Source organism: Pseudonocardia sp. 2-7, assembly GCF_056341085.1.
In genome coordinates, this window is sequence record NZ_CP094507.1 from 1,631,167 (window position 1) to 1,647,146 (window position 15,980).

A 15,980-nucleotide genomic window follows, 5' to 3' on the forward strand; every position below is an offset into this window, starting at 1 on the left:
GAGGACCATGAGCGACGCCGTCCGCTGGAGCAGCCCCGGTGCGCCGCAGCGCCGCAGCGAGCAACCACCCCGGCAGTCGGGCACCGACCTGGCCGACATCCTCGAGCGCGTCCTGGACAAGGGCATCGTCATCGCCGGCGACATCCAGGTGAACCTGCTCGACATCGAGCTGCTGACCATCAAGATCCGCCTGGTCGTGGCCTCGGTGGACCGCGCCAAGGAGATGGGCATCGACTGGTGGGAGCGCGACCCGACGCTGTCGGGCGGCCGCGACGAGCTGGAGGAGGAGAACGCACGGCTGCGTGACCGGGTGGAGCGCCTCGAACGCCTGCTCCCCGCCGACGAGCGGTCCACGCCGTCCGACGACACCCACGACGGTCCCGACGGGGAGTCGGCCCGGGCCGACGACGCCGCCGTCGAGAGGTCGATCGACCGGGCCGTCGCGGACCGGGACGAGGACGGACCCGAGGCCCCACCGCGTCGCACCCGCCCCGCCGCCACCCGGCGGCGCCGCACGACCACCACCCGTCGCCCGGCACGCGGGAAGGACTGAGCCGTGGACCTGACCTACGTCTACGCCGTGGGCGACGCGGCCCCGCCCGACCTGGCCGGGCTCACAGGCATCGGGGGCCGCCCGGTGCACACGGTGACCGGCGGTGACGCGCTCTGGGCCGCCACCGGCACCGTCCCCGAGTCCGACTTCGGCGAGAGCGCCCTGACCGCCCGGCTGGAGGACCTGACCTGGCTGGCGACCACCGCGCGGGAGCACCACGCCGTCGTCGACGCGCTCGGTGCGCGCACCGTCGTCGCGCCGCTCGCCCTCGCGACGGTCTACCGCGACGACGACCGGGTCCGCGCCGTGCTGACCGAACGGCGCACCGCGTTCGCCGAGGTCCTGGACCGGCTCCGGGGCCGCACCGAGTGGGGCGTGAAGGCCTACGCCACGCCGCGGCCGGAGGGCCGCGACGCCGGGCGGGCCTCGTCCGGGGCCGAGTACCTGCGCCGCCGTCGCCGGGAGCTCGACCGCGTCGCGGGTGACGACGACGCCGCCCACGCCGCGGCGCAACGGCTGCACGAGGCGGCGGCGCGGGCCGCGGTGACGACGCGACGGCACCGGCTGCACGCCCCTGCGCTGACCGGACGCACCGAGCCGATGGTCCTCAACGGCGCCTACCTGGTCGACGACGCCGACCGCGACACCTGGCGCGCCGCCGTCGCGGGGGCCGCGGACGGCGCCGGGCTCACCGTCGAGGTCACCGGGCCGTGGGTGCCGTACTCGTTCGTCGAGGAGGAGCGGTGAGCACGGGGGAGACCGGCCTCGCCCACCGCGAGGTCGCGCTGGTCGACCTGCTGGACCGGCTGCTCGCCGGCGGGGTCGTGCTGGCCGGGGACGTCACCGTCTCGCTGGCCGGGGTGGACCTGATCCGCATCTCGCTGCGCGCGCTGATCGTGTCGATCGCCCCGGCCGGGCAGCAGGCGGGGGAGGAGCCGCCCGATGACGCCTGACCCGCGCCCCGGTGGCCGGATCGACATCGACCGCGACGCCGTCCGCCGCGACCTCATGAAGCTGGTGCTGACGATCGTCGAGCTGCTGCGTCAGCTCATGGAGCGCCAGGCGCTGCGCCGTGTCGAGCAGGGCGACCTCACCGACGACGAGGTCGAGGACCTCGGCACCGCCCTCATGCACCTCGAGGAGGCGATGGACGAGCTCACCGCGGAGTTCGGTCTGACCGCGGCGGACCTGAACCTCGAGCTCGGCCCGCTCGGCCCGCTGCTGCCCCGGCACCGCTCGTGACACCCCCGCCGGGCAGCACCGCGCGCACCGCCCGCACGTGCGCCTCGAACTCGCGGGTCCGTGACCTCAGCACCCGCTCCCCGCCCGGGGTCAGCCGGTACCCGCGGCTGCCGGCCGGGCGTCGCACCAGCCGGTTCCGTTCGAGCCGGTGCAGTGCCCGGTACACCGGGCCCGCCGACAGGACGAGCGCGCCGCCGGAGCGGTCGAGCACGGCGTCGCGGACCGCGGCCCCGTCGCCGGGGGCGTCGTGGATCGCGCCGAGGAGCAGCAGGTCCAGCGTCGACCGGTCCGGTGGCCGCATGGGCGCGCTCCCTCCGCTCGTCGGCTCGAACTGCAGCGTTCCCCCGACCGGGCGGGCGGAAACCGACACACACCCGGAACCGAGAGGACCGATCGTCATGGCCGTACCCGCGAGGACCCGATGAGCACCGCGACACAGGAGGCCCCCGCGGTCCCGCAGGCCCGGGCGCCGCGCACGGCGACCCCGCCGGCGCCGCCCGACCCGATGTCGCAGCTGCGCGACGCCGGGGAGCGGCTCCTGGCCGCACTCGTCGACCGGCTCGCCGCGCTCGCCTGCGACCAGGTCGACCGCCTGGCCGACTCGCTGGAGCGGATGGCGGCCGACGGCGGGCCCGGTCTCGGCGCCGCGCTCGGGGCGGGCAAGGCCCTCGCCCGCGGTGACAACCCGGTGTGGGGCGCGATCAAGGGCGGGTTCGCCGCGCTCGGGACCGCGGCGAAGGTGCTGATCGGCGTCGTCGTGGCGCTGGCGCCGGTGCTGCTGCTGGTGGCACTGGTCGTCGCGATCGTCGCCGCGCTGGTGTGGGCCGTGGTCGCGGCGGTGAGGGCCGCCACCGGCTGAGGTCAGAGGGTGAGCAGCATCCGCACGTTGCCCAGGGTGTTCGGCTTCACGTGGGCGAGGTCGAGGAACTCGGCGACGCCGGCGTCGTAGCTGCGCAGCATCGCCGCGAACACCTCGGCCGACACCGGTGTCCCGTCGATCTCGGCGAAGCCGTGCCGGGCGAAGAACTGCTTCTCGAACGTGAGCACGAACAGCCGCTCCAGCCCGAGCTCGCGCGCGCCGTCGATCAGGGCGGCGACGATGCGGTGCCCGACCCCGCGGCCCAGCACCGACGGCGACACCGCGACCGTGCGGATCTCACCCAGGTCCTCCCAGAGCACGTGCAGGGCGCCGCAGCCGACGACCGTGCCGTCGACCTCGGCGACGAGGAACTCCGGGACCGCCTCGTAGAGGGTCACGGTCTCCTTGGCCAGCAGCACCGTGCCCGCGTACTCGTCGACGAGCTCGCGGATCCGGCGGACGTCGCGGGTGCGGGCACGGCGGACGACCACGTCGGGAACCGGGGCGGGGACGGGCTCGGGCACGGCAGGAGAGCCTAGACCGGGGCCGTCGGACTCGGCGTCTACCCTGGTACCCGTGGCTTCCCCCGAGAACGCACCCCGCCGCGCCGCCCTGCTGACGCTGGGCTGCGCGCGCAACGAGGTCGATTCCGAGGAGCTCGCGGGCCGCCTGGCCGGGTCCGGCTGGGAGCTGGTCGACGCCGAGGACGGCAGCCCCGACGTCATCGTCGTCAACACCTGCGGATTCGTCGAGCAGGCGAAGAAGGACTCGATCGACACCGTGCTGGCCGCCTCGGACGTGGCCCGCCCGGCGGGGGCGAAGGTCGTCGCCGTGGGCTGTCTCGCCGAGCGCTACGGCGCCGAGCTGGCCGCCGACCTGCCCGAGGCGGACGCGGTGCTCGGCTTCGACGCCTACCCCGAGCTCGCCGAGCGCCTCGGCGACGTCCTGGGCGGGCACGCCCCGGCCCCGCACGTCCCCACCGACCGCCGCACGCTGCTGCCGATCTCGCCGGTCGAGCGCCCGGCCGCGGCGGCGGACGTCTCGGTCCCCGGTCACGACTGGGTGCCCGACATCGCGCGCACCCGCCTGTCCGGCGGACCGGTCGCGTCGCTGAAGCTCGCGTCGGGCTGCGACCGCCGCTGCGCCTTCTGCGCCATCCCGAGCTTCCGCGGCAGCTTCGTGTCCCGCCCGCCGGCCGACGTGCTCGGCGAGGCCGCCTGGCTCGCCCGGCAGGACGTGCGCGAGATCGTGCTGGTCAGCGAGAACTCCACCAGCTACGGCAAGGACCTCCCCGGCGGCACCCGCGCGCTGGTCGACCTGCTCCCGCAGCTCGCCGGGATCGACGGGATCGAGCGGATCCGGGTCGCCTACCTGCAGCCGGCCGAGCTGCGGCCCGACCTGCTCCGGGTCATCGCGACCACGCCGGGCGTCGCGCCCTACTTCGACCTGTCGTTCCAGCACGCGTCGGCGCGGGTGCTGCGCCGGATGCGCCGCTTCGGGTCGCGCACCGACTTCCTCGACCTCTGCGAGCGCATCCGCGCGCTCGCCCCGGAGGCCGGGATCCGCTCCAACGTCATCGTCGGGTTCCCCGGCGAGACCGAGGAGGACCTCGCCGAGCTGGAGGCCTTCCTCACCGGTGCCCGGCTCGACGCCGTCGGTGTGTTCGGCTACTCCGACGAGGACGGCACCGAGGCCGAGGGCTACGACGGCCACGTCGACCCGGCCGAGGTGCAGGCCCGCGTCGCGCGGATCTCCGCGCTGGTCGACGAGCTGATGGAACAGCGCGCCGAGGAACGCATCGGCACCGAGGTCGTCGTGCTCGTCGAGTCCGGGGAGAGCGACGAGGACGACTGCACCGGCCGCGCCGCGCACCAGGGCCCCGACGCCGACGGCGAGTCCACCGTCGTCGGGGCGGCGCAGGACGGCCCGGAGCCGGACTCGCTGCGACCCGGTGACCTGGTCCGCTGCCGCGTCGTGGACACCGAGGGTGTCGACCTGCTGGTGGAGGCCCTGGAACTGCTCGACCCGCGTGTGCCGGCCGCGGCCGTCCCGGCGGCCTCCGCAGCCGGATGAGCTCGCACCCGGCCGGGGGCACCGCCGGAGTCGGTGACCCGCCGCTGCTGAACATCGCGAACGCGCTGACCGTCCTGCGGCTGCTGCTCGTCCCGGTGTTCGTCGTCGCGCTGTTCGTCGACGGCGGCGAGGACGTGGTGTGGCGGCTGGTCGCGTTCGCCGTGTTCGTCATCGCGGCGGCCACCGACCGGCTCGACGGCCAGCTGGCCCGCAGCCGCGGGCTCGTCACCTGGTTCGGTGCGCTGGTCGACCCGATCGCGGACAAGGCCCTGATGGGCGCCGCCCTGATCGGGCTGTCGCTCCTCGGGGTGCTGCCGTGGTGGGTGACGATCGTGATCGTCGTCCGCGAGCTCGGCATCACCGCGCTGCGCTTCGTCGTGATCCGCCGTCGCGGGGTCATCCCGGCCAGCCGCGGTGGCAAGGCCAAGACCGTCGCCCAGACCGTCGCGATCGGGCTGTTCCTGCTGCCGCTGCCGGAGCTGCTGGGCCCCGGCACCGCCGCCGCGACCGCCGTGCTCGTCCTCCAGTGGGCGGTGATGGCCGTCGCGCTGGTGCTCACGGTGGTGACCGGTGCCGACTACGTCCGCAAGGCCGTCCGTCCCCGGCCCGCCTGACCTGCGGGGACGATCCGGGGCCCGCGCGGCGTTGAGGTGTTCGCCGTGGGCGGACAGCGTCACGGCGCGTGGGAACCGGGGAAGTCGGTACGGTGAGACATCACCGGGTGTCCGGGGAGCAGTCGAGGAGGGCACATGCTGCTGCGGGAAGCGATCGGCAGTGGGCTGCGTGAGGTGCGCACCGCGCGCCGGCGCACGCTGCGCGACATCTCGCGGGCCGCGCGGGTGAGCCTCGGGTACCTCTCCGAGGTCGAGCGCGGGCGCAAGGAGCCCTCCAGCGAGCTGCTCGCGGCGATCTGCGAGGCGCTCGGGGTCTCCGTGCCGGACCTGTTGACCACCGTCGCCGCCGAGATGGCGACGGCGACGTCCGCCGCGGCCGCGGGCCGTCGCGACGACGTGCTCGTCCCGATCGGGCAGCGGCACGCCGAGCTGCGGCTGGCCGGGCGGCCGGGTTCCGTGGTCGCCGCACCGGCGTCCTCGGGCGGGCCGGTGGCCTCGGCCGCCTGATCGCACGGCCCGCCCCGGCCGACCGCTCCTGCGCGGTAGGGTGCGGACAGACCGGCAGCGATGCCAGGATGGACAGGGCCGGAGGTCCGGTGCCGACCACGGGGGGAACGCGGGGTCGGTCCGGGGTCCGCACGCCCGCCGTGGTGGCGGGCACGGTCGCGAGCGAACGCAGGCGGAGGACGCGCAGAGATGGCCAACGGATTCACCAAGTTCTTCAGCTATCTGTCGGCCCTGTTCTCGTCGAAGGTCGACGAGCACGCCGACCCGAAGGTGCAGATCCAGCAGGCCATCGAGGACGCCCAGCGCCAGCACCAGCAGCTGTCGCAGCAGGCGGCCGCGGTGATCGGCAACCAGCGCCAGCTGGAGATGAAGCTGAACCGGCAGCTGGGTGAGATCGAGAAGCTGCAGTCGTCGGCGCGGCAGGCACTCGTGCTGGCCGACCAGGCCCGCTCCCAGGGCGACGAGCAGAAGGCCCAGCAGTACGAGCAGTCGGCGCAGACCTTCGCGACCCAGCTGGTGACCGCGGAGCAGGGCGTCGAGGACCTCAAGACGCTGCACGACCAGTCGATCGGTGCCGCCGCACAGGCCAAGCAGGCCGTCGAGCGGAACTCGATGATGCTGCAGCAGAAGATCGCCGAGCGCACCAAGCTGCTCAGCCAGCTCGAGCAGGCCAAGATGCAGGAGCAGGCCGCGAAGTCGCTGCAGCAGATGAGCGAGCTGTCCGCGCCGCGCAACGCCCCCTCGCTCGACGAGGTCCGCGACAAGATCGAGAAGCGGTACGCCACCGCGCTCGGGTCCGCGGAGCTGGCCCAGAACTCGGTGCAGGGCCGGATGCTGGAGGTCCAGCAGTCGACCACCGACATGGCCGGCATGTCGCGGCTGGAGCAGATCCGGGCGTCGATGTCGGGGGCGCCGATCGCCGGGGGCCAGCAGGCCCCGCAGGTGGGCCAGGGGGAGCCGCAGCAGCAGCTGCCGTCCTCGCCGGCGCCGGCCCAGCAGCAGAACACCCAGAACCAGCAGCAGCCCGGCACCGCCTGAGCCGCTCGCCCGTTCCGCACCGTCCGCCGCGGCCCCGCCCAGGGACCGCGGCGGACGTGTGTCCGGGCCCGGGCGGCCCTCCGCGGGCCCCGGCCGCCGGTGGCGCCCGTGGCAGCAGGGCTCAGCGGGTGCGGGCGGCGCCGGGCGGCGGTCGCCCGGGGGCACCGCGGCGCGGGCCGGTGGCCCGGCGCACCGGCCGCGGGGACGGTCCCGTCTGGCAGCGCGGGCACCAGTAGGTGACCCGGGCCCGGTGGTCGTCGCCATGGTCGGCGGTCCGGATGCGGGTCCCGCACCGGCGGCACGGACGTCCGGGCCGCTCGAACACCCAGTGCGCCTCGCCGGCGGCCAGCGAGCCGGTCGTCGTCTGCTCCGGGCGGTCCTTGTTCGACGACAGCAGCCGCCGCGACAGGTCGATGACCCCGGGCAGGTCGGGCACGTCGCGGATCGGCACCCAGGGCGTGAGCCCGAGCAGGAAGCAGATGTCGTTGCGGTAGAGGTTGCCGAGACCGGCCATGACCCGCTGTTCGAGCAGCACCAGCCCGAGCGGGTGGTCGGCCCGGGCGGTCATCCGGCGCAGCGCCTCGGCGTCGTGGCCGGGGCCCCACTCCGGGTCGAGCAGGTCGGGCCCGAGATGCCCGACGAGGGTTTCCTCGTCGTCGGTGGGGAGCAGCTCCAGGTCGTGCAGGGCGAACCCGACGGCGACCCGGTCGGCGGTCTCCAGCACCGCGCGCGCCTCGTGCGCGACCCGGCGCCACCGCATGCCGGGCCGGTACAGGTGCCAGGAACCGTCCATCCGGAAGTGGCTGTGCAGGCTGCGGCCGTCGTCGAAGCGGGTGAACAGGTGCTTGCCGACGGAGACGACGCCGGTCACGGTCAGCCCGGCCAGGTCGTGCTCGACCAGGCGCGGATGGCGCAGCTCGCCGCGCAGCAGCTCGTGCCCGGACAGCGCGGTGTGCAGCCGCTTGCCGGCCAGGTACACGGTGTCTCCCTCGGGCACGACCGCGACGCTACCCGGGCGGGCCCGGACCGGCCGGGCTCAGTCCACGACGAGCGTCCGCAGCTGCGGCCACACCTGCGACCACGGGTGCGTCATGCCCTCGCCCAGCCAGACGCGGTTCCCGTCGCCGAGGTCGGTGACCGGTCGCAGTACCACCCCGGTGGGCGCCAGCAGGCCGGGGTCCCTGCCGAGGAAGATCACGACGTCGTGGTCGTCCGGGGGCGGGTCGAAGTAGCCGTAGCTGCGGTTGCCGCTGTACCCGGGCGGCAGGCCGAGCGCGGGGTCGGCGGTGTCGACGTAGGCGGCGAAGATGTACGAGCCGCCCACCACGACGGAGCGGTCCCGCTGGTCCGGGGGCAGCCCGTCGCGGACGCGGGCGACCTCGCCGACGATCCGCTCCGGCACGGCGGGGTCGGCCGCCCCGGCGCTCGCGGACAGCATCGCCGCGGCGAGGGCGACCGACAGCACCCCGGCCGGCCACGCCACCCAGGACCACCGCCGTCGCCCGGTCGCGCGCCGTTCCTGGAACCACACCGCCCCGAGCGCGGCGACGGCACCGTGCAGACCGCACAGGTAGTAGGCACGCCCCACGGTCACCGCGAACACGATCCACAGCACGAGGAAGGTCACCGCGACGAAGCGGTACGGCCGCAGCCGCGGCGTCGTGAACGCCGCGACCGCCCCGACCACGACGAGCACGGTGCCGAGCAGCCCGGCCAGCAGGAGCATCGCCACCGCGTTGGGGCCCGGCCCGCCGAACAGCACCGATTCCTGCGCGACGACCGACGTCATGCGCAGCTGCGGCCACCCGTGCACGGCCTGCCACACCAGTGTCGGTGACGCGATCAGTGCACCGAGCAGGGCGGCCCACCAGAACGCGGGCCGCCGCAGCATCGCCCGCGGCCCGGCCAGGCCGATCGCGAGGACCAGCACCGCGCCCAGCAGGATCACCTGGAACTTCGTCAGCGCGGCCAGGCCGAGGAGCGGGCCGACGGCGAGGAGCAGCCGGTCGTCGCGCACGCGGGTCCAGCGCACCAGCAGCCACAGCAGCAGCGCCCACTGCAGCGGTTCCAGCGAGTACGGCGTGAGGAAGTGCCCGAACAGCGTCACCCACAGCCCGGTGGCCTGGGCGAGCGCGGTGAGGACCTGGGCGCGGCGGTCGCCGCCCAGCTCACGGGCGATCAGTGCGGCGACGACGACCGCACCCGCCGTCGCCAGCGACGGCGCGATCCGCAGCACCCCGTTCACCCCGGGTGCGAGGACGTCGGCGAGCCCGGCCAGCGCCGGTGCGACCGGGGGCTGGTCGGCCGACCCCCAGTCGAGGTGGTGCCGTCCGATCGCCAGCATCAGCGCCTCGTCGAACCAGTACCCGCGCCCCAGCGCCCCCATGACGAGGTGGACGACGGCCACCACCCCGGCGACGATCCCGACGGGCAGCCGCGCGAGCCGCGGAACCGCCGTGGGTGCAGCGGCGGAGTCCCGGACCGTGGTCGACGACGTCATGTGTCCCCCCGAGCGACGACGTGGACACCGGCGGTCCCGGGCCCGGCGCCATCAGACCCCGGCGGGTCCGTCCGGTGCAGCGGGCATCGGGCGGTGGACGATCGACTTCGGTCTACCGGCGGTCCACCCTCCGGTCAGCCGCGCGGGGCGCTGCGGGCGATCCGCACCGCCCACAGCACCAGCGGGACCTGCAGCGGCAGCCGTCCCCAGCCGATCGCCCGGTACAGCGGGTCCGTGCGGTTCCAGTGCAGCGCCATCGACACGTTCGCCGGGAACACCGCCACGAACAGCGCTGCCGCGGCCCAGCCGCCCGCACGCCGGGTCCGCGGATGCGCGACCGCCGCGGCGACGGCGCCCTCGGCGGCCCCGGAGGCGTAGGTCCAGAACCGGGGCTCCCCGGGCAGGCTGCGCGGCACGATCGAGTCGAACGGCTCGGGACGCACCACGTGCAGGACGGCGGCGGTGCCGAGCAGCCCCGCGAGCCCGAGAGCGAGACGGCGGTCGCGGGACGGGGTGCCGGGGGAGCGACGGATCATGACAGCGATGGTGCCACCCGGTACGGGCGGCGGCCGCGCCCGCCGATGCGGCGGGCGTCACGGTCGGCGCCGGGTGCCCGCGGGCGATCCCGGCCACGTCCACCGGACCTGCTGACCGGTCCCCGCCGGGCGGCCGGTCAGCCGATCGGCTCCGGGAGCCGGTCGACCTCGTAGGCCAGGCCGATCGTGTCGCCGGTGGCCGGGTCGTGCAGCTCCACCCTCCAGGCGTCGGCGAACTGGTCGACCCCCGACCTCATCGCGACGGTCCCCGACAGCAGGACGGTGCCGGGCACCAGCCAGCCGCGCTCGCGCAGCAGACCGACCCAGTACCCGGGCGGGAGCAGGGCGGCCAGCGTCGCGTCCTGCACGAGCTCCTCGGTGCCGCCGTGACGGACCCACGCGCGCAGGGTGATGTCGTCGAGCCGGTCGGCGACCTCCGACAGCCGCCAGGCCTTCCGGCCCAGGACGTCGAGACCCGCATTCTTGCTCCACGCCACGCCGTGCACCTCCAGGGCGCGGTCGGTGTGGTCGCAGGCGACGGTCAGCAGCGGGTCCGGTCACGTCGTCACCGACGACCAGCGCCCACTCCGCCTCGCCGGAGGTCCGGCCGTGCTGGGCGGGGACCCGGTCGGTCTGCGACGCCAGGTACGGCGAGACCGGGTAGAGCGCCGGCACCGTGTCCGGGGCCGGCACGCCCAGCTCGGCCAGCTCGGCGACGTGCGCGGCGACCTCCTCCTGGGCGCGTCCGGCGTACCCGGCGTTGAAGACCCGGTGGACCTCCACCGAGCGGGTGCTGCCGTCGGGCAGGGCCAGTTCGAGCGTCACGGGGGACCTCCGTCAGATGTGTACCGACTCCGGCCGCCCGCGCGCCTGCCCCGGCCGCACCCCCCACGGTCCGGCCGCGGGCGTCCGACGGGGGTAGGTGCCCGGTCAGGCCCGCAGCCGCAGCCCCTTCGGCGTCACCCGGAACCCGGCCTCGGTGAGGACCTCGGACAGCGCCGAGACCAGCGAGTCCTGCCCGTCGGCGCGCTCCACGGCGAGCGACCCGAGCCAGCCCTCGTGCACCGCCCCGGCGAGCGACTCGGCGCCGGCGCGCAGCTCGTCGCGGTCCTCGGTGAACGACAGCAGCGACTTCCCGCCCCGTTCGACGTACAGCGCGGGCGCCCCGTCGACCAGGGTGACCAGAGCGCCGGCCTTGCGACCGGGGCGGTGCCGGGTCTCACCGGTCGTCTCCGGCCAGGGCAGGGCCGCGCCGTAGGGCTGGGCGGGGTCGGTGGCGGCGAGCACCACCCGGGACAGCTCGCGCCACGCCTCCCGCGGCGACTGCGGGCGGCGACCGGCGCCGTCGAACTCGCCGTGGCGGCTGGCGCCGCCGAGCCCGCCCAGGCCGCCGCGCAGGTCGTCGGGCACTCCCGCGTACGGGTCGTCGCCGTGCGGGAGCCCCGCGACGTCGCCGGCGAGGTCGTCGGAGCCCGGGAACCCGGCCGCCTCGCCGGAGAGGTCGTCGGGCAGGGGCTCGCCGTCCCCGGTCGGGTCCACGGACCCGGCCGGGTCGGCGGAACCGGCGCGGTCGGTGGGGTCGGCGACGACCGCGCCCGGCCCGGCACCGAGGCGGCGCGGACCGGTCGGCGGGGCGGGGGACGGGCCGCCGTCGGTCCCGGCGAGGGCCCGGACCCGGTCGATCGCGCCCGGTACCGCGAACTGCGCCGCGCCGAGCCCCTCGACGATGTAGCCGCGCCGGCACCGGCCGGACTCCTCCATCGCCCGGAGCACCTTGTAGACCGCGGCGAACCCGCCGGTGACCCGCTCGGTGCCCAACGCGCCCCGGGTGAGCACGCCGTGGCGTTCCAGGAACGCCTCCGCGGTGGCGTGCGCACGGCGGGTCGGGTCGGGCTCGCGCGGCACGGCCACCGACCAGCGCCCGCCGACCGACGGCGGCCCGGTCCGGCTGGGCATCGACGGCCGCCCCGCACGCAGCTGCGCGTAACGCCCGCGGGCCGGCCGGCGTGCCGTGCGGTGCGCCCCGCCCTGCCGCCCGGACGCGCCACGCCGCCCGCCGCCCCCGGACAGCCGGGCCCGTAGCGGGCCGAGCGTGTCGTTGGTGAGCGCGCCCGCCCAGACCAGGTCCCAGACCGCCGCGACGACGTCGTCGTCGGAGGGGGCCGGTTCGTCCTGCTCGGTCAGCAGCACCCCGGCCCGGGTCGCGAGCTCGCGGAAGAACAGCGCGCCGCCCCCGGAGTCCGGTGCGGCCTCCGGGTCGGTCAGCGCGGCCGGGTCGGTCAGCCCGAGCGCGGCCAGCACCGCGGTGTGCAGCGGGGTGCCCGCGGTGTCCAGGTCGGGGGCGGGCAGCAGCAGGTCCGCCACGTCGGCCGGGGCCAGTGCCAGCCAGCCGTCCTGCCCGGACAGTGCGCCGCACCCGACCCAGGTCACCTCACCGGCGGCGGTCAGCTCGTCGAGCAGCGCGGGGGTGTAGCCCGGTAGCCGGGCCGGTAGCACCAGCGACTCGACCGCGCTCGCCGGCAGCGGCGCCCCGGCGAGCTGCTCGACCACACCGAGCACGTCCTCGGCACCCGGTGCGCGGCGCACCCGGCCTCGCCGCTCGGAGCCCGACCGCACCTGGACGCCCTGCCACTGCGGCAGGAACCGGCCCAGCGCCCGCTGTTCGACGGGCTCGACCTCGTGCCGCAGTTTCGCCAGCGACGCGCGCCGCAGCCGTCGCAGCACCTCGGCGTCGCAGTACTCCAGCTCGCCGCCGGAGCCGGCGGGCACCGACGCCTGCGGGCGCAGCTCGCCCTTCATCAGCCGACCGGTGCCGGTGAGCCGCTCCAGCACCCCGGCGACCACGGCCACGCCCAGCCCGAAGCGGCGGGCGAGCTCGGCGGCGGTGAACGGCCCGTGCGTGCGTGCCCAGCGCAGCACGAGATCCCCGAGCGGGTCGGGCACCGGCTCGGTGAACGCCTCCGGCACCCCGACCGGCAGCGCCGTGCCCAGCGCGTCCCGGATCCGGCCGGCGTCCTCGATCGCGATGAACCGTTCCTCGCCGGCGATCCGCACCCGCAGCGCCCGGCGGTCGCGCTCCAGCTGCGCCAGCCACGCCGGATCGACACCGCGGGCCCGCCCGTCGGCCTCGGACAGGTCGCCGACGAAGCGGAGCAGGTCCGCGGCGCCCTCCATGTCGCGGGCGTGCCGGTCCGGGTCGGTGCGCTGCAGCTGGCCCTCGATCTCGGCCAGCATCTCCGGATCGAGCAGCTCCCGGATCGCCTCGGAGCCGAGCAGTTCCGCCAGCAGCGTCGAGTCCAGCGACAGCGCGGCCGCGCGGCGCTCGGCCAGCGGCGCGTCGGCCTCGTAGAGGAACATCCCGACGTAGCCGAACAACAGGCTGCGCGCGAACGGCGACGGCTGCGACGACTCGACCTCGGCGACCTTCACCTTCCGCGCGGCGACGTCGCCCATCAGCTCGCGCAGGCCGGGGAGGTCGTAGACGTCCTGCACGCACTCCCGCATCGCCTCCAGGGTGATCGGGAACTGCTCGAACTTGCCCGCGACGCTCAGCAGCTGCGCCGACTTCTGCCGCTGCTGCCACAGCGGGCTGCGGCGGCGCGGGTCGCGCCGGGGCAGCAGCAGCGCCCGCGCGGCGCACTCCCGGAACCGCGACGCGTACAGCGCCGAGTTCCCCAGCTCAGCGACGACGATCTGCTCGATCTCGCCCGGCTCCAGCAGCACGTCCTCCGCGCTCGGGACGACCTCGGTGCCGTTGTCGTCGACGGCGTCCGGCAGGCGCAGGACGATCCCGTCGTCGGCGCCCGACGCGCTCACCTCGACCCCGCGGCGCTCCCGCATCCGGGCGGCGATCGCCAGCGCCCACGGCCCGTTCACCTGCGCCCCGAACGGCGAGTGCACGACGAGGCGCCAGTCGCCCAGCTCGTCGCGGAACCGCTCGACGAGGATCGTGCGGTCGCTCGGCACGTGCCGGGTCGCCTCGCGCTGCTCGCGCAGGTAGGACAGCAGGTTGTCGCAGGCCCACTCGTCGAGCCCGGCCGCGCCGGCGCGCTCGCGGGCGTCGGCGTCGGCCAGCCCGGACATCTCGCGCACGAACGCGCCGACGGCCCGGCCCAGCTCCAGCGGCCGCCCGATCGACTCGCCCTTCCAGAACGGCATCCGGGCGGGCACCCCCGGCGCCGGGGTGACGATCACGCGGTCGTGGGTGATGTCCTCGACCCGCCACGACGAGGTCCCCAGCAGGAACGTGTCCCCGACGCGGGACTCGTAGACCATCTCCTCGTCGAGCTCGCCGACCCGCGACCCGGCGCCGTCCGCGCCGCCCGGGGTCATGACGGTGAACAGGCCGCGGTCGGGGATGGTGCCGCCGGAGGTGACGGCCAGGCGCTGCGCGCCCGGGCGGCCGCGCAGCTCGTCGGTGACCCGGTCCCAGGTGATGCGGGCGCGCAGCTCCCCGAACTCCTCGGACGGGTAGCGCCCGGCCAGCATGTCCAGCACCGAGTGCAGCGCGGAGTCCGGCAGCGCCGCGAACGGGGCCGCCCGGCGGATCGTCGCGGCGAGGTCGGACAGCTGCCACGACTCCATCGCGACCATCGCGACGATCTGCTGGGCCAGCACGTCGAGCGGGTTGCGCGGGTAGCGCGTGGACTCGATCGACCCGGTCGTCATCCGTTCGGCGACGACGGCGCAGGACACGAGGTCCCCGCGGTACTTCGGGAACACGACGCCCTCGGACACCGCGCCCACCTGGTGCCCGGCGCGCCCGACCCGCTGCAGCCCGGACGCGACCGACGGCGGCGCCTCGACCTGCACGACCAGGTCGACCGCCCCCATGTCGATGCCCAACTCCAGGCTGGAGGTCGCGACGACGCACGGCAGCACGCCGGACTTCAGCTCCTCCTCGACCAGGGTCCGCTGGTCGCGCGACATCGAGCCGTGGTGGGCCTTGGCGACCGTCGGCGCGGCCCCGCCGCCCACCCCCGACTGCCCGACCGCCTCGGCCGGGAACGCGCCCGGGGCGTCGGCGTCGAGGTCGGCGGCCTCCTCCAGGGCCGCGGCCTCCTGCTCGGCGGCGAGTTCGTTCAGCCGGGAGGTGAGCCGCTCGGCGAGCCGGCGGGAGTTGGAGAACACGATGGTCGAACGGTGCTCGCGCACCAGGCCGAGCAGCCGCTCCTCCACCGCGGGCCAGATCGAGGGCTTGCGCGCCGTGCCCGCGGCGGACCCGACGACCTCCTCGTCGGTGCTGCCCGGGGCGGGCCGCTCGTCGAGCGCGGCCAGGTCGGGCACCGGGACCTGCACCTCGACCCGGATCGTCTTGGGGATCGCGGGCTGCACGACCTCGACCGGGCGGGTGCCGGACAGGAACGTCGAGACCTCGTCCACCGGGCGCACGGTCGCCGAGAGCCCGATCCGCTGCGGGGTGGCCTCGGTGATCTCCTCGAGGCGTTCCAGCGACACCGCCAGGTGCGCCCCCCGCTTCGTCCCGGCGACGGCGTGCACCTCGTCGAGGATCACCGTCGTCACCCCGCGCAGCGACTCCCGCGCGGCCGAGGTGAGCAGCAGGAACAGCGACTCCGGGGTGGTCACCAGCACGTCCGGCGGGGTGCGCTGGAACTGGCGTCGCTCGTCGGCCGGGGTGTCGCCGGTGCGCATCCCGACGGTGATGTCGGGGACCGGCTCGTCGAGCCGCTGTGCGGCCTGGCGGATGCCCGTCAGCGGCGAGCGCAGGTTGCGCTGCACGTCGACGGCGAGCGCCTTGAGCGGTGAGACGTAGAGGACCCGGCAGCGGTGCTTCGGCTCGGCGGGCGGCGGGGTGGCGGCGAGCCGGTCCAGCGCCCAGAGGAACGCGGCGAGGGTCTTGCCGGACCCGGTCGGCGCGACGACGAGCGCGTTGCGCCCGGCCTGCGCCGCGGACCAGGCGCCCTCCTGGGCCGCCGTGGGCGCGGCGAAGGCCCCCTCGAACCACTGGCGGGTGGCGGGGAAGAAGCCCTCGAGTGCGGTCACGCCGACAATCATGCGGGTGGGGTCCGACAGTCACCCGTCGAACGCCCGTCGGACC

General features: G+C 75.7%; 16 protein-coding genes and 1 pseudogene. 9 read left to right on the forward strand and 8 right to left on the reverse strand.

The features are described 5' to 3' along the window. Positions 1-7 precede the first annotated feature (7 nt). Genes MTO91_RS08135 through MTO91_RS08150 form a run of 4 tightly spaced genes read left to right on the forward strand, consistent with a single transcriptional unit; the run spans position 8 to position 1,795 of the window. Positions 8-553, forward strand: a complete 546-nt coding sequence (locus MTO91_RS08135) for a gas vesicle protein (protein ID WP_476654177.1) — start codon at positions 8-10, stop codon at positions 551-553. Between the two features lie 3 nt (positions 554-556). Next, on the forward strand, positions 557-1,300 hold the full coding sequence (locus MTO91_RS08140) for a GvpL/GvpF family gas vesicle protein (RefSeq protein WP_405418523.1): 744 nt from the start codon (positions 557-559) through the stop codon (positions 1,298-1,300). Continuing rightward, complete coding sequence (locus MTO91_RS08145) at positions 1,297-1,506, forward strand: gas vesicle protein (protein ID WP_476654178.1); 210 nt, start codon at positions 1,297-1,299, stop codon at positions 1,504-1,506. Before MTO91_RS08140 ends, MTO91_RS08145 begins: the two co-directional genes overlap by 4 nt. After that, positions 1,496-1,795, forward strand: coding sequence for a gas vesicle protein K (locus MTO91_RS08150; RefSeq protein ID WP_062401193.1), 300 nt, complete (start codon positions 1,496-1,498; stop codon positions 1,793-1,795). Before MTO91_RS08145 ends, MTO91_RS08150 begins: the two co-directional genes overlap by 11 nt. On the opposite strand, the gene MTO91_RS08155 is transcribed toward MTO91_RS08150, so the two are convergent. Next, positions 1,710-2,195 (reverse strand): PadR family transcriptional regulator, encoded by a 486-nt coding sequence (locus tag MTO91_RS08155; RefSeq protein WP_476654179.1) that lies wholly within the window; start codon positions 2,193-2,195, stop codon positions 1,710-1,712. The genes MTO91_RS08150 and MTO91_RS08155 overlap by 86 nt on opposite strands. Positions 2,196-2,216: 21 nt before the next feature. Here MTO91_RS08155 and MTO91_RS08160 point away from each other — a divergent pair, with 21 nt between their 5' ends. Next, a complete protein-coding gene (locus MTO91_RS08160; RefSeq protein WP_476654180.1) occupies positions 2,217-2,654 on the forward strand; it encodes a hypothetical protein in 438 nt (145 codons plus the stop codon). Between the two features lie 2 nt (positions 2,655-2,656). On the opposite strand, the gene MTO91_RS08165 is transcribed toward MTO91_RS08160, so the two are convergent. Next, positions 2,657-3,178, reverse strand: a complete 522-nt coding sequence (locus MTO91_RS08165) for an amino-acid N-acetyltransferase (protein ID WP_405418516.1) — start codon at positions 3,176-3,178, stop codon at positions 2,657-2,659. Positions 3,179-3,230: 52 nt separating this feature from the next. On the opposite strand from MTO91_RS08165, the gene rimO reads away from it, so the two are divergent. The 4 genes from rimO to MTO91_RS08185 all read left to right on the forward strand — a co-directional run bounded on the left by rimO (position 3,231) and on the right by MTO91_RS08185 (position 6,886). Further along, a complete protein-coding gene (gene rimO, locus MTO91_RS08170; RefSeq protein WP_476654181.1) occupies positions 3,231-4,727 on the forward strand; it encodes a 30S ribosomal protein S12 methylthiotransferase RimO in 1,497 nt (498 codons plus the stop codon). After that, positions 4,724-5,341 carry a CDP-diacylglycerol--glycerol-3-phosphate 3-phosphatidyltransferase gene (gene pgsA, locus MTO91_RS08175; RefSeq protein ID WP_405418514.1) on the forward strand — a complete coding sequence of 206 codons (618 nt, stop codon included), beginning with the start codon at positions 4,724-4,726 and terminating at the stop codon, positions 5,339-5,341. Before rimO ends, pgsA begins: the two co-directional genes overlap by 4 nt. A gap of 135 nt (positions 5,342-5,476) precedes the next feature. Then, positions 5,477-5,848 (forward strand): helix-turn-helix domain-containing protein, encoded by a 372-nt coding sequence (locus MTO91_RS08180; RefSeq protein ID WP_062401203.1) that lies wholly within the window; start codon positions 5,477-5,479, stop codon positions 5,846-5,848. A 189-nt stretch (positions 5,849-6,037) separates the two neighbouring features. After that, positions 6,038-6,886 (forward strand): PspA/IM30 family protein, encoded by an 849-nt coding sequence (locus MTO91_RS08185; RefSeq protein ID WP_208819455.1) that lies wholly within the window; start codon positions 6,038-6,040, stop codon positions 6,884-6,886. 121 nt (positions 6,887-7,007) lie between these two features. Here MTO91_RS08185 and MTO91_RS08190 read toward each other — a convergent pair whose 3' ends face one another. From MTO91_RS08190 to MTO91_RS08215, 6 genes and pseudogenes are all read right to left on the reverse strand, one after another. Continuing rightward, positions 7,008-7,883 (reverse strand): DNA-formamidopyrimidine glycosylase family protein, encoded by an 876-nt coding sequence (locus MTO91_RS08190; RefSeq protein WP_476654182.1) that lies wholly within the window; start codon positions 7,881-7,883, stop codon positions 7,008-7,010. A 39-nt stretch (positions 7,884-7,922) separates the two neighbouring features. Next, positions 7,923-9,386: a glycosyltransferase family 39 protein gene (locus MTO91_RS08195; RefSeq protein ID WP_476654183.1), complete on the reverse strand. Its 1,464-nt coding sequence runs from the start codon at positions 9,384-9,386 to the stop codon at positions 7,923-7,925. 134 nt (positions 9,387-9,520) lie between these two features. Further along, entirely contained in the window at positions 9,521-9,922 is a 402-nt protein-coding gene (locus tag MTO91_RS08200) for a MauE/DoxX family redox-associated membrane protein (protein WP_476654184.1), read from the reverse strand. A gap of 137 nt (positions 9,923-10,059) precedes the next feature. After that, the gene (locus tag MTO91_RS08205) at positions 10,060-10,419 is read right to left on the reverse strand and encodes a DUF2848 family protein (protein WP_405418508.1); all 360 of its coding nucleotides are present in this window, start codon (positions 10,417-10,419) and stop codon (positions 10,060-10,062) included. A gap of 127 nt (positions 10,420-10,546) precedes the next feature. After that, positions 10,547-10,747 (reverse strand): annotated as a pseudogene (locus MTO91_RS08210) (DUF2848 family protein); the annotation flags it as partial. Positions 10,748-10,852: 105 nt separating this feature from the next. Further along, on the reverse strand, positions 10,853-15,937 hold the full coding sequence (locus tag MTO91_RS08215) for an ATP-dependent helicase (protein ID WP_476654185.1): 5,085 nt from the start codon (positions 15,935-15,937) through the stop codon (positions 10,853-10,855). Positions 15,938-15,980: the final 43 nt, after the last annotated feature.

Excerpts from the sequence above, each read along its gene's own strand:
- MTO91_RS08135 (WP_476654177.1), top strand. The coding sequence starts at position 8 with ATGAGCGACGCCGTCCGCTGGAGCAGCCCCGGTGCGCCGCAGCGCCGC.
- MTO91_RS08150 (WP_062401193.1), top strand. The coding sequence starts at position 1,496 with ATGACGCCTGACCCGCGCCCCGGTGGCCGGATCGACATCGACCGCGAC.
- MTO91_RS08155 (WP_476654179.1), bottom strand. The coding sequence starts at position 2,195 with ATGACGATCGGTCCTCTCGGTTCCGGGTGTGTGTCGGTTTCCGCCCGC.
- MTO91_RS08160 (WP_476654180.1), top strand. The coding sequence starts at position 2,217 with ATGAGCACCGCGACACAGGAGGCCCCCGCGGTCCCGCAGGCCCGGGCG.
- pgsA (WP_405418514.1), top strand. The coding sequence starts at position 4,724 with ATGAGCTCGCACCCGGCCGGGGGCACCGCCGGAGTCGGTGACCCGCCG.
- MTO91_RS08180 (WP_062401203.1), top strand. The coding sequence starts at position 5,477 with ATGCTGCTGCGGGAAGCGATCGGCAGTGGGCTGCGTGAGGTGCGCACC.
- MTO91_RS08185 (WP_208819455.1), top strand. The coding sequence starts at position 6,038 with ATGGCCAACGGATTCACCAAGTTCTTCAGCTATCTGTCGGCCCTGTTC.
- MTO91_RS08195 (WP_476654183.1), bottom strand. The coding sequence starts at position 9,386 with ATGACGTCGTCGACCACGGTCCGGGACTCCGCCGCTGCACCCACGGCG.
- MTO91_RS08200 (WP_476654184.1), bottom strand. The coding sequence starts at position 9,922 with ATGATCCGTCGCTCCCCCGGCACCCCGTCCCGCGACCGCCGTCTCGCT.
- MTO91_RS08215 (WP_476654185.1), bottom strand. The coding sequence starts at position 15,937 with ATGATTGTCGGCGTGACCGCACTCGAGGGCTTCTTCCCCGCCACCCGC.